Raw genomic sequence first — 13203 nt, 5'->3', positions numbered from 1 at the left:
CGCTTGCCTGGGATCGCTCGGTCAATGTTGTCAATGTTTAAGCCTTAGCCAGCAACGGCGCAGCCTGCAAGAGAGTTTTGGTGTAAGGGTGGGCCGGGGCTCTAAAAATTTGCTCAGTGGGGCCAGTCTCGACAATCTTGCCGTCGCTCATTACCGCGATGCGATCGCACAGATATTTCGCTACCCACAAGTCATGCGTAATGAATAGATAGGTCAAGTCCAGCTCATCTTTGAGATCAAGCATCAGCTCTAAAACCTGGGCCTGCACGCTGGCATCGAGCATACTGACCGGCTCATCGCAGATCACTAGCTTCGGATGAGTGATCAGGGCACGGGCGATCGCCACCCGCTGCTGCTGTCCGCCCGAAATATCCCCCGGATATCGGTGATAGTAGTCGTCTACAGGCGTTAACCCCACCCGTTCCAGCATGGCAACAACCTGTTTTTCCGCCTCAGCAGGGGTAGCCAGCTTGTGGATCAGCAGCGGATCGGCAATGCCCCGGCCCAGCGTCATCATCGGATTGAGGCAAGCGTTAGGATCTTGAAAGATCATTTGAACATCGCGCCGCCTGGCCTGCAGATCCTTTCGTGACAGACGGGTAAAGTCAATGCCTTGAAAGGTAATCTCCCCGGCGGTCGGCTCGACAATTCGCAGCAGCGTCCGTGAGAGCGTGCTCTTACCACAGCCCGACTCTCCCACTAAGCCCAATATTTCACCGGGGTAAAGATCTAGCGAAATGCCATCTACTGCCTTAATCGGCTCGGGCGGGTCTTGTCGCAGCAGGCGACCGAGCAGGCCCTGCTCAAGGGTGTAGTGCTTAGTCAAATTTCGCAGGCTTAGAATGGGCGGGGCTTCATTGCTAAACGAAGTAGCCGAATTTTGTGCGCCCGCTGACTGGAGCTGATGAGCCGACTGGAGCAGCGATCGCGTGTAGTCAGCTTGCGGATTGTAAAACACCGATTGAGTCGGCCCAACTTCAACGAGGCGACCCTGATACATGACGGCAATGCGATCGCAATACTCCCCCACCAAAGCCAGATCGTGAGAGATCAAAATCAGGCCCATATTCCGCGCTGCGCAAAGCTCGGTCAGCTGCTCTAAAATCTGCGCTGAGACGGTCACATCCAGGCTCGTTGTCGGTTCATCAGCGACAATTAGCTTCGGGTCAAGCACTAGCGCTAAGGCGATCGCTACTCGCTGTCGCATACCACCGCTGAATTCGTGCGGATATTGATGCCAGCGGCTGGCCGGGATCTGGACGGAGGCCAAAGTGGCGATCGCTCTTTCTTTAGCCGCCTTTTTACTTAGCTCAGGCTGATGCGCTAGCAGCGTCTCTACACAGTGATCCCCAATCGTCATCAGCGGATCTAGCCGGGTCATCGGGTCTTGAAACACCAGCGAAACTGCCTCGCCGCGAAAGTGCCGCAGCTCTGCAGGCGAAAACTCCAAGATTGAGCGCCCCGCAAAGGTAGCCTGCCCTTCAATCCGAGTCGTTGGGGGCAGCAGTCGCATCGCCGCTCTTCCTAAGGTGCTTTTGCCGCAGCCCGACTCTCCTACCAATCCCAGCCTTTCACCCGGCTGCAGAGATAGAGACACGCCGTCCACCGCCCAGGCCGAGTGACCCGGATAAGACACCCGAAAATTTTCTACCGCAAAGAGCGACGGAGAAGATGAGGCAACTGACGTGCTATCTGGGGGAAGGGGGAAATCGGCCATATTAAATAGTCGCTCGGAGTCAGCAGGATAGCGGCGCTGCGGTGCCTTTACTTCTCAAATTTTCGCATCAAATAGGCCACGCCGATGTCACCTTGAGGATGGCCTTTGAGTACATCAGCTAGCTCAAATACCCGACCTGCTAGCTCGGGGCCAAGTTTGTCAATCATCACCAGGCGCTGACGTTCTGTTTGTTCGAGCGCTCTCACCTGCGCTTGCCAGTCAGGCTTGAACACAATCGGAATTTGCACATGTAAGCCCAGCGCTTCGAGCACCTGCCATTCGCCCTGGTCGCACCAGAAACCCTCACACAGCGGGCAGCGCTCAATGTAGAAAGCGGCCTGTTTAAGCGTCAGACGCGATCGCTTCATGTAAGTGCCACATTCCGGGCAGAGGCCAGCCTTACTATCTAAAAGAGCCGGTTCAAAATCGCTCTCTAAGGTAAGCGGCAAAACTTTATCGGGGATCACTTCTAAACCGGCATGGAGCGACTGCCAGTGCTGATAATCGTGAGCGGCGACCCAGTTCCCTTTGCAGCTAGGACAGCGCTTCACGGGTAGATCTGCAGTCAACTGCTCGGCGACCAGTTCAGATGTCGTTTCTTTGGGGCAGCGCACAAAAGCCTCCCGAATCAGGATTGCTGACAGCATGCACTCAAAAAATCAAATGCATCTTTTGCAGCCTACTATAAACTCGTCTCAGCCGTTATTGGCCACCGATTTAAGTGCAGAGCGTCAGGTACAAACTTGATCAGCCATAGCCTGCACGAATTTTTGTAGCTCGCTCAGATGGATTTGGAGCTGCGATCGCTGCCGTTCTAAAGTAGCTGGCTGTTTGGCTGTGCGCAGTCGCATCGCCTCGATCCCCAGCAGGCGCAACCGCCTGTGCGCCTCAGTCTGATGGGGGCGTAGCTGCTGCTCTACCGCCGGGTCGATGTCAGCGCTGGCAACGGTCGCTAGTATGTCCTGAAACTGTCTTTGCAACTGAAACTGCTGCTGCTGAATGGCATGGGCATCCAGTGGATCAGCGGCTAAGCTAACCGATAGCTCACTCAGCAAACGTACCAGCGCTTTCACCTGGTCACATACATGGCTGACTGAAGGTGCTGACGGCATCGACTCGAAGTCTCCCAAAAGCTCAATTTTCTGACCAATCTCCTCAACATCTTCTCGAAAAGGGTCAGTTTTGTTTATCATTGCTCAATAGCACTTTTATATCTCCCAAGGGATATCACCGCTTCTTCAAGCGTACTACTAAAGCCTTTGGGCACCTGCAAAACGATGGGTTGCAGATGAGTCTAAGCAGTTGCTTTAACGGCTCAGCCACTTACCACCGAAACTCGGTGTTCAGATCTCTATAGTCACCTTTATCCTTCTCCTGACCACACCGGGAGAGCAGCTTTGTATTTTCAGTCTTATTTTTATCTGAGCGTATTTTAATTTTTGCTTCATTTAATGTTATCTAACCTTGATTGATCTGATCCCTATATAGTTTTTCTTTATCCTTCTGAGTACACCTTCGCCTGATAAGAGATTGCCAGCCATGACCGCAACAGCCCTTGCCCTTCCTCAAGATTGTTCGCTACCCGACTGGCTGTCCTCCTGCCTGATAGAGCAGCAGACAAGAGCTGATGTACCTGAGGCAGCAGAAGCGCCAGCGGACACAGCAGAAGCGCCAGCGGATACAGCAGACGACGACGCACTTACCGCAGAGCTACCTATCGATGGCAACCAGCTAGTCTGTCGGGCTTTTGAATTTGCCTATCAGCTCCATAAGGGCCAAAAGCGGGCTTCGGGCGACCCCTACATTGCCCATCCGGTCGCAGTTGCGGGCCTACTGCGCAGTCTGGGGGGAGATGGCGCCATGATCGCCGCTGGGTTTTTGCACGATGTGGTCGAAGATACGGCAGTTACCGCCGATGAGATCGAAGCGGTCTTTGGCCAGGAGGTGCGCCATCTGGTAGAAGGCGTTACCAAGCTTTCCAAATTTAACTTTGATAGCAAAACCGAGCAGCAGGCCGAAAACTTTCGTCGCATGTTTTTGGCCATGGCTAAAGATATCCGCGTGATTGTCGTTAAGCTCGCCGACCGGCTGCACAACATGCGCACATTAGAGCATTTACCAGCCAACAAACAGATCCGCATTGCCCGCGAAACTCTGGAGATTTTTGCACCTTTGGCTAACCGTCTGGGTATCGGTCGGTTTAAGTGGGAGCTAGAAGATCTCTGTTTCAAACACCTCGAACCCGAAGCCTACAGCCAACTTAAGCAGCTAATCGTCGAAAAGCGTACTGACCGCGAGGTCCGGCTAGAGCAAGTAGGCTCCACATTACAGGCGGGCATCAGCGAATTAGGCATCCGCTGTGAAGATGTCAGCAGCCGCCCGAAGCACCTCTACAGCATTTATCGCAAAATGCAGCGGCAGCAAAAAGAATTTAGCGACATTTATGACATCGCCGCCATTCGGTTGATTGTCAATACCAAAGATGAGTGCTATCGCGCCTTAGCTGTCGTTCACGATCTGTTTCGCCCGATTCCTGGCCGCTTTAAAGACTACATCGGCTTGCCCAAACCCAACCGCTATCAGTCTTTGCATACCGTGATCATGGGCCCCCACGGTCGTCCCATCGAAGTGCAGATTCGTACCGTTGAGATGCATCACATCGCTGAATATGGCATCGCCGCTCACTGGAAATATAAGGAGGTGGGCAACAGCCACACCGCCATCAGCGGCAACGACGAAAAATTTACCTGGCTACGGCAGCTCTTAGACTGGCAAAACGAACTCAAAGACGCTCAAGAATACCTCTCTGGCGTCAAAAACAATCTCTTTGACGAAGAGGTTTATGCTTTTACTCCCCGAGGCGATGTGATTCCGCTTAGCCGGAGCGCAACGCCCGTAGACTTTGCCTATCGTATCCATACCGAGGTGGGCAACCGCTGCGCGGGCGCTAAGGTTAGCGGTCGAATCGTACCGCTAAATACCGAGCTGCACAACGGCGACATCGTTGAAATCATCACTCAGAAAAACAGCCATCCCAGCCTTGACTGGCTCAATTTTGTCGTCAGTACGGGCGCTCGCAACCGCATTCGCCAGTGGTATAAAAACTTTCACCACGACGAAAACAGGGTGCGCGGTCACGAAATGCTTGAAAAAGTCATGGGTAAAGGCGGGCTTGACGCGCTGCTCAAGTCTGCCCCAGCTCAGGCGACTGCTGAGCGCTGCAATTATGCTTCGGTCAATGACCTACTAGCCGGGCTAGGCTACGGCGAGGTCACGCTCAATGCCGTGGTTAACCGGCTGCAAGAGGCGGTCAAAGAAACCCAGCCGATTCAGCCAGAAGCTGCCACGCTAGAAGATGAGCTGCCTGCTAGCAAGGCGATCTCTAACCGCAAGCAAAAGTACGATCACGCGCCAATTGCTGGGTTAGAGGGGCTATTGCACTACATTGCTGGCTGCTGTCATCCGCTGCCAGGCGAATCAATTTTGGGCGTTGTTTCTACGGGCGGTAGAGGGATTGCTGTGCACTTGCAAGAATGTACCAATGTAGAAAACATTCCGGGAGAACGGCTAATTCCGCTGCGGTGGAATGAGCCTGACACGGCCAAGGGTCAGGCAGAGACCTATCCGGTTCAGCTGAGAGTAGAAGTGATTGACCGGGTAGGGGTGCTAAAAGATATTTTGACTCGCCTCTCAGATCTCAAAATTAACGTGAATAATGCTGGCGTCAAGACTCACCCCAATCAGATTGCTGAAATTGATTTGGGTATTGATATTCTTGACCATGACCACCTGAATAAGACCTTTGCCCAAATTCGTAAGATGTCTGATGTCTTAAATCTTAAGCGGATAACTGCTGCGGACAGTCGATTTGGATAAACGCTGCTTTCCGTCCCTGTCCAGATATTTCTAGAAAATGCCCAATCCTTTTTTAACTTTGCCCTATGAGTCGCCCTTATTAGCGTTAGGGGATGACTATTTTGATGCGGTCACGCCAGCGACGTTTCCTCAGCACATTCTGCGGTTTCGCAATGGCGATGTTTTGCAGCAGTTGGGTTTATTGCCCGAGCAGGTGAGCGATCGCGACTTCATCGAAGCCTTTGGCCAGTTCAAAGATCACGATACCTTCCTCGCTCTCCGCTACCACGGCTACCAGTTCCGCAGCTACAATCCTTTTCTAGGCGACGGACGTGGCTTTTTATACGGCCAGGTGCGAGGTCGTCATGATGGCAAACTTTATGACTTTGGCACTAAGGGCTCTGGCCCCACGCCCTATTCTCGCGGCGGCGACGGGCGACTGACTTTAAAAGGCGGTGTGCGCGAAGTGCTCGCTTCTGAGGCTTTACACGCATTAGGCGTCAACACCTCACGCACGCTCAGCCTGATTGAAACGGGAGAATCTCTCCATCGAGGCGATGAGCCCTCCCCCACGCGCTCGGCAGTGATGGTGCGCTTTAGCCATTCTCACATCCGCTTTGGCACCTTTGAGCGGCTGCAATACCTGAAGCAGCCCGATCTGATTCGCAAGCTGCTAAACCATGTGATTGAGGTGTATTACCCTCATCTGCTGTCGGTAAAGTCTGATCAAGAGCGCTATGCCCTCTGGTTTGCCGAGCTTGCTGAGCGGTTAGCAACGCTGGTTGCCCAGTGGATGAGCGTTGGCTTTTGCCACGCGGTACTCAATACCGACAATATGTCGATTACCGGCGAAAGCTTTGACTATGGCCCGTTTGCCTTTATGGACGAATACGATCCAAAGTTTACAGCGGCCTACTTTGACTATTCGGGTCTCTATAGCTATGGCAATCAGCCAGCCGCCTGCTACTGGAATTTAGAAAAGCTGGCGATCGCGCTCAAAGGCATCGTCGATAGCGCTGGCATGGAGGCAGGGCTAGCCCAGTATCAGCCGAAGTATGCCGAGGTGTTTTGCGATCGCACTCTCAAAAAACTCGGCATCCCTTCTGAACTTGCCGCCACCTTGCCTGCCGATCTGCAGCGCGATCTCCTTCTACAGACCATCCATCTGCTAGAAGAAACCCACGTCGGCTACCACGACTTTTTTACCGCCCTCACCCAGCAATTTACCCCGCAGTGGCAAACCGAACCTGATAGCATTCTCACCTCTGCCGTCGAAAAGTCAGATCCGGTGGCGGCTGAGCTTTTAAAGGGGTGGCGATCGCTCTACCAAACCTGCCTCAGCCAGCTCCCCTCCGAAAAAATGGCCGATGTCCAAACCTGCCTGCGCGCTACCAACCCGATGACGGTGCTTTTGCGATCGCAAATTGAAGCCGTCTGGGAACCCATCACCACCACAGACAATTGGCAACCTTGCTATGACCTGCTGAAAAAGATTCAGAATCCTATGATGGCGCAGTAGGCAATGCCCCTGCGAGGTACCTACAAAAATACGGTTCAGCCATCCTTGATTAGGAATCGAAGGTCGTTTTCAGCCTACGTAGAGACAACGGCATACGCTCGAACGGGAAACGTACCGAACTTTTTTACCTTCACAGGCACAGCGTTGAACTTGAAGCCGCTGTCGGGCACGTCCTGCAAGCGACACATGTGCTCAACGATGGGGATGTCAGCCCCTAGCAAGATAGAGTGGGCAGGGCGATCGCCTGTTTTCGTCCCGTCTATGTTGTAAGAATCAATGCCGACTAACGTAGCGCCCGCTTCCTTTAGCCAAGCAGCGGCAGATTCGCTCAGGTGCGGATGGTCTTCAAAGTACTGATCGGTTCGCCAATGCTTGTCCCAACCGGTATGAACTAAGACAGCTTTACCTTTAACATCGGCGTTGGCAAATAGCTGAGGGCCGATGTTGGTTTGGCCCGGTTCGGCATGGAATAAAATACCGTCGAGATCTGCTAGCGCCTCTAAGCCTAGCTCAGACAAATCCTTCCCATCCGCATAGCGATGAAACGGCGAATCTATATAGGTGCCGGTATTTGCCGCCATCTCGATCTTGCCGATGTGAAAGGTCGTACCTTCAGCGTAGTAAGCTTTCGAGGCTTCTCGGGTGAGAAAATCGCAGATCAGCGGCGCAGGAACACCCTTGTAGGTGATCATGCCATCTTCTATGGTGTGGCTCAGATCAATCAGCTTTTTCATAAATTCTTTAGGCGTGAAGTTTTGGGCAAATTGCGCTCAACGTCTTCTCAGCCAATAGCTCAGAAGATATCAGATTTTGACCGATGATCAAATTGCCATCGGCTACCGCAAACGCTTCAAAATTAACAGACCTTAGAACGTCTGCGCCGAATTCTCGCAGGTTGCTTTCGAGCAAAAGGGCACTGTGAAATTCTGGCTACCGGCTAAGATCGTTGCAACTCACAATGAAATCTGCCTGCATGAATTCAACTCCCTACCGTGCCCCCTGGCTGCTGAGCAATGGCCTGGCAATGACCCTCTATGCCGGGCTCCGCGCCGGTGCCAACTGGCAACGTACCATCGCTGAACCCGAGCCGGTCTACCAGGAGAAAATTTTTACAGGCGCGCAGGGCGTTCCCATCTTTGGGCTGGTTGCCATTCCTGAAAATCCTATCGGCACTATTGTGGGCACCTATGGCATCACTGGCAGTCTAGAAGACCAGTGGTTTCTCAGGCTGATGGCCTGCAAAGCCTATGCCCGAGGCTACGCAGTGGTCATTTTCGACTGGCGGGCTCACGGTAAAACGGCTACACTCTCGCCTACCCTGACCTCTGATGGGCTATATGAAGGCGAAGACTTTGTCCGTATTGCCGCTGCTGCTAAGCAGATGGGCTGTCCAGCTCCGATCTGGTTCACAGCCTTTTCGCTGGGCGGGCTGCTGGCGCTGTGGGGTATCAAGGCGGCTCAAACGATTGAAGAATGGGGAGCTGATTTGGGTTTAGAAGATGATGATATCGGTGGCTGCGCGGTGATTTGCCCAGCACTGGATTCGCTGCGATCGCTCAACTATCTAGTCAATGCCCCCGTCGGCAAATACCTCGAAAAAGCCATCACCCGCAACCTCAAAGCCCTGCTACAGCAGATCTACCAAGACCATCCCAATGCTTTTGACCCAGACGCTATTCAGCGCGTCCATGGCATTCGCAGTTTTGACCAAGAGATAGTGGTTCCCCGGTTGGGCCTTAGCTCTGTGGAGGAGTACTATACCCTCACCAATGGGCTTTCCCTACTACCTCAGATTAATAAGCCAACCTTAATTCTCTATGCCGCAGATGACCCGCTCTTTGACCCTGCCCTAGTCAAAGAGATTCGGACTACCTGCGCCGCTAATCCAGTGATCGATCTGAGACTAACCGAGCAGGGTGGCCACGTAGGCTATGTCAGCAGCGCCGCTTGCCAACGGCAAATTCAAGATCCCGACCGCTGGTGGGCGTGGAACCGGGTGCTTGATTGGTGCGATCGCGCCAGCACAGCTAATCAGTTCGTGAATCCAGACATCGAATCTCAGCAAGCCCATGACTGATTCAGGTATCATACAGCCGTGGCCAGCAGCATTTTTGATTTAAGCTCAACTTTTGCCTACATCCGTGTCTTTTAATACAAAAAAGAAGCAAGACTGGTTTATTCTTGGCGATACCAGCATAGGTAGCCGCATCAGTCTTTCAACTGAGAGTAAAAGCACAAATAAAATCAGGAAAGTATTGACCCAGTGCAACCTGATGACTTGTCATTCACAAAGCCCACTATCCTTGGAGCACGTTGAGACCTCAACCACGCCAGGGTGACTGCCCTTTATTAGTCAATCAAGACAGTTTTAACCCGTTCATCTATGATGTGATCAGCTTCAATAGCTAACCTATGAGAGTAGCTTCTTGGCCGGCTAAAGAAACCCTCCGTCTTGCAAAGCTCCAAGACTACAATATTTTAGATACGTCGGCAGAGCCTGCCTACGATGACATTGCTGCGCTCGCGGCTCATGTGTGCGGTACGCCAGCCGCTTTTGTCAGTCTCATAGATGCTAATCGCCAGTGGTTTAAGGCGAAAGTTGGGGCCGACGTTAATGAAACGCCCCGCAGTGTAGCCTTTTGCGCTCATACCATCCAGCAGATGGGGGTAATGATTGTAGAAGACGCGCAGCAAGATCCTCGGTTTTGTCAAAATCCGCTGGTGACTGGCCCCCCCTACATTCGCTTTTATGCCGGGGCCCCGCTAGCCACGCCCGATGGCCATCACCTTGGGTCTCTGTGCGTCGTTGACTATCAGCCTCGCCAGCTCACAGTGCATCAGCTGAGTACGCTTCAGGTGCTGAGCCGCCAGATCATGGCGCAGATGGAGCTTGCCCGTCATGCCCATCAGCTCAAACTCTCCAACGAGCGCTTGGAGCAGCGAGTCAAAGCGCGTACGTCTGTGCTCACTTCGGCTCTGCATCTCCTGCTCAAGAATCAGACAAAGCTGCTCAAGCGAGAGGCAGCCTTGCGCCACAGTTCTCTGCACGACCCGCTAACTGGCCTCCCTAATCGCAGTTATTTTCTTGAGCGGCTCTATCAAGCCATTCAGCTAGCCCACCGCCAGCCTGATCACCTCTATGCGGTCTGGTTTATTGATCTAGATAACTTCAAGCCAGTTAATGACGTTCTAGGACACGGCGTCGGCGATCAGCTGCTGAAGCAGGTCGCCGCTCAGATTAAGAAGATACTGCGTAGAAGAGATCTGGTCGCTCGGCTGGGCGGCGATGAGTTTGCGGTACTTCTAGACGATATTCCGAATGAAGCGCACGCCATCACAGCTGTAAAACGATTGCAAGAGCAGCTCCAGCAGCCTTTCCTGATTGAAGGGCAAAAAGTCTTTATCAGCGCTAGCATTGGCATTACCTTTAGCCACAGTGGCTACTATCAGCCCGAAGCAGCGCTTAGAGATGCCGATACCGCTATGTATCAGGCTAAAAAACGAACCAAACAGCGGCTTAGCCGCCGGGCGTTTCAAAACCAGCAGCCCGCTGACGCGCTCAGCTCACCGATCATTATTCAAGATGAAGGGCCACTCGGCGGCCAGTCGTACGCCCTATTTAATCCGACGATGCCAGGGCGAGCAAAAGATCGGGTGACACTAGAGAATGATTTGCGGCAGGCTTTGCTGAGCCATCAGTTCCATCTGTACTATCAGCCCATTTTTGATATGGGGACCCGGCAGATATCGGGGCTTGCCGTTCGCTTGTGCTGGCATCACCCCACTCAAGGCTGTTTAGAAGCCGAAGAGTTTATGGCGGCAGCTGAAGAAATCGGCATCGTCCGCCCGCTGTGCGAGCAGGTCATACACACCGCTTGCCAGCAGTTGAAACAATGGCGACAGCTACCAGCCGGGTCTAATTTGAGAGTGCATCTTTCTCTTTCTGTGTTGGAGATGACATCTCCCCAGATGGTCTCTCACTGGCAGGACAGTTTGAGGGCAGCTCAGCTATCGGCCTCGGCCTTCCAACTAGAGTTTAATGAATCGGTTCTAGTTAACAGCGACCCGATTACTACGGCGGTTTTGCAGCAGCTAAAAGCCTTGAGCGTTGGTCTCTGCGTGAATGATTTCGCGCGGGGAAATTCCTCCCTCAGTCGGCTTCATCAGCTAGCGGTTGATACGCTCAAGATTGACCGAGAGTTTGTCAAAGAGCTGGATCTCGGTCAAAGCAGCAGTATGGTGAAAACGATTGTTTGTTTGGGCCGCAGTGCCAACATGACGGTCATTGCTGAAGGGGTCGAGACAGAGACGCAAATGCAGACCCTGATAGCGTTAGGCTGTCGTCTAGGTCAGGGACCGTGGCTGTCGGAAGCGCTACCGGCGATCGCTATTGACCATCTCCTGTCCGTACCGGATGCAGGCGATTCCTAGCAGCAGTGGCGTCAGCCAGTCGCCCCAGCGAACGTAGGGGGTTTGGGTTTGCCTGAGGTAAAGGGTATCCAGGTGAGTAACATATTCATTGGGCGCTGAGAGCCAGTGCGATCGCCCGCGCGGATCGACGATGCCAGAGATGCCAGTATTGGTCACTCGCGCTTCCCAGCGGTCAGTTTCAATAGCTCGCATCACGTCTTGCGCGTGGTGCTGAATCATCTGCCGGGGGGAATAGGGGTCATTATTAGAAGCGGTGAAAATGGCCTGACCGCCTCTATGCACCTGCTGACGAAACAGGTCAGCAAAGGCCGACTCGTAGCAGATGCCCGCTGCTATCGGGCCAAAGGGTGTCTCTAGAAGCTGGTCAAATTTGCCAGGAACCAGGCTGTCACCATAAGGCGATAGTCTGCTCACCAGCATGCCGATGATGCTTTCTAGCGGAATGTATTCCCCTAACGGCACTAGCTTGACTTTGTTATAGCGGCCAACGACTTCGCCTGCAGGTGTCAGAGTCAGTAGGCTTTGGGTCAGCGCTCCCTGGTTCTCCGCCGGGTTCTGACGAGCAAAGGTGCCCAGAACTAGCGGCACCCCGTTTTTCACGACTGCCCGCTGTAGCAGATCACGGTTTTGCAGAAACGGGTTCCACACCTGAGGAATGGCTCCCTCAGGGGTCAAGACCAGATCGACGCCCTCAGCGGCTAGCGCTTCATACCCGTCAAGGTAAACCTGCCTTGAGGTCTGAATGCCTTTGGCCGTTAGCTTTTGATCAGTGGGAATATTCCCTTGAATTAAGCCAACGACTAGCGCCTCAGCGGGGCGGTCTGCCAGAGGTCTGCTGTAGAGCCCGAGCCCTAGTAAGTGAACGGCGACGAACAAGGCGAGCGCACTACCAAAATACCGGCCCGAATACTGGCCTAAAGACTGGCGAGCCAGTAAACGAATGCGCCACCCGTACCAAGCTTCAGCCAGTAGGCCATTGACAGCGACGATGGCCGCTGTGACGGTAATCGGCCCCGATAGCTGACCTAGCTGCAATCCGACTAGGTTATAAGGGCTCTGAGTGTAGCTTAAAGAAGTCCAGTACAGCGGCCCCTGACTCCAGATCCATTCCACTGCGCACCACAGCGCTGTCCCGACCAGGACCCGATTGCCACCTTTGAGCCCCTGCCATCGCATTAATCCGCGCATCAGCGCTACCCAGGTAATACCGATAGCCGCGCCCCAGAGAGTGATAAATAGCCAGGCAAACAGCATGATCGCCATGCTTTCCAGCCAAGACATTCCCATCCAGGTCAGCGGATGCAGGCCAGTGATCCAGGAGAGCGCTGTCCCGTGATAGGCCACTCCCCACAGCGCTGCGCCTACTAAAACACTGCGAACGGTTTGCTGCGGCCTGTGCAACACGCTCCATAAAGGCACCATAGCGACCCAGGCTAGCGGCCAAGCGTTGACCGGCGCTACGCCCATAAGGAAGCCGCCGCCCAGTAAACTGAGGATTAACCTGCGCTGACTGAGCAAACCCGTAGTTTCTTTAGTAACTGCTTTTGATAGCGGCAGATCTGACCGCGAATTCGACAGTAAGCCCTTCAAGTCAGCATCTCTCTACTTAACACCTTCATAGTTATTGATATAATCCCTCTTCACAAGGTAGTTTGATCCAGGTGATGGCGATCGCACATTG

General features: G+C 53.3%; 9 protein-coding genes. 4 read left to right on the top strand and 5 right to left on the bottom strand.

The genetic code is table 11. From position 1 onward, the window contains the following. Positions 1 to 37 precede the first annotated feature (37 nt). The 3 genes from CKL79_RS10725 to patD form a co-directional block, all read right to left on the bottom strand. A complete protein-coding gene (locus CKL79_RS10725) occupies positions 38 to 1717 on the bottom strand; it encodes an ABC transporter ATP-binding protein (protein WP_121969579.1) in 1680 nt (559 codons plus the stop codon). 47 nt (positions 1718 to 1764) lie between these two features. Then, positions 1765 to 2364 (bottom strand): zf-TFIIB domain-containing protein, encoded by a 600-nt coding sequence (locus tag CKL79_RS10720; protein ID WP_121969578.1) that lies wholly within the window; start codon positions 2362 to 2364, stop codon positions 1765 to 1767. Positions 2365 to 2448: 84 nt separating this feature from the next. Beyond that, entirely contained in the window at positions 2449 to 2910 is a 462-nt protein-coding gene (gene patD, locus CKL79_RS10715) for a heterocyst frequency control protein PatD (protein WP_121969577.1), read from the bottom strand. Positions 2911 to 3256: 346 nt separating this feature from the next. On the opposite strand from patD, the gene CKL79_RS10710 reads away from it, so the two are divergent. Then, positions 3257 to 5593 carry a bifunctional (p)ppGpp synthetase/guanosine-3',5'-bis(diphosphate) 3'-pyrophosphohydrolase gene (locus CKL79_RS10710; RefSeq protein ID WP_121969576.1) on the top strand — a complete coding sequence of 779 codons (2337 nt, stop codon included), beginning with the start codon at positions 3257 to 3259 and terminating at the stop codon, positions 5591 to 5593. Between the two features lie 37 nt (positions 5594 to 5630). Next, the gene (locus CKL79_RS10705) at positions 5631 to 7091 is read left to right on the top strand and encodes a YdiU family protein (protein WP_121969575.1); all 1461 of its coding nucleotides are present in this window, start codon (positions 5631 to 5633) and stop codon (positions 7089 to 7091) included. 74 nt (positions 7092 to 7165) lie between these two features. On the opposite strand, the gene CKL79_RS10700 is transcribed toward CKL79_RS10705, so the two are convergent. Next, a complete protein-coding gene (locus tag CKL79_RS10700; protein WP_121969574.1) occupies positions 7166 to 7825 on the bottom strand; it encodes a cyclase family protein in 660 nt (219 codons plus the stop codon). 239 nt (positions 7826 to 8064) lie between these two features. Here CKL79_RS10700 and CKL79_RS10695 point away from each other — a divergent pair, with 239 nt between their 5' ends. Both CKL79_RS10695 and CKL79_RS10690 read left to right on the top strand, forming a co-directional pair. Then, the gene (locus CKL79_RS10695; RefSeq protein ID WP_121969573.1) at positions 8065 to 9168 is read left to right on the top strand and encodes an alpha/beta fold hydrolase; all 1104 of its coding nucleotides are present in this window, start codon (positions 8065 to 8067) and stop codon (positions 9166 to 9168) included. Between the two features lie 335 nt (positions 9169 to 9503). Further along, on the top strand, positions 9504 to 11522 hold the full coding sequence (locus tag CKL79_RS10690; protein ID WP_121969572.1) for an EAL domain-containing protein: 2019 nt from the start codon (positions 9504 to 9506) through the stop codon (positions 11520 to 11522). Here the strand turns inward: CKL79_RS10690 and lnt are convergent. Beyond that, positions 11466 to 12989 (bottom strand): apolipoprotein N-acyltransferase, encoded by a 1524-nt coding sequence (gene lnt, locus CKL79_RS10685; RefSeq protein WP_121969617.1) that lies wholly within the window; start codon positions 12987 to 12989, stop codon positions 11466 to 11468. The genes CKL79_RS10690 and lnt overlap by 57 nt on opposite strands. Between the last annotated feature and the right edge of the window lie 214 nt (positions 12990 to 13203).

Origin of the sequence: Leptolyngbya sp. BC1307, assembly GCF_002286735.1 — a bacterium.
In the GTDB taxonomy this organism is placed as follows: Bacteria; Cyanobacteriota; Cyanobacteriia; order Phormidesmidales; family Phormidesmidaceae; genus Phormidesmis.
Note: the sequence above shows the minus strand (reverse complement) of the source record. Positions and strands in the feature narration are given on the sequence as shown.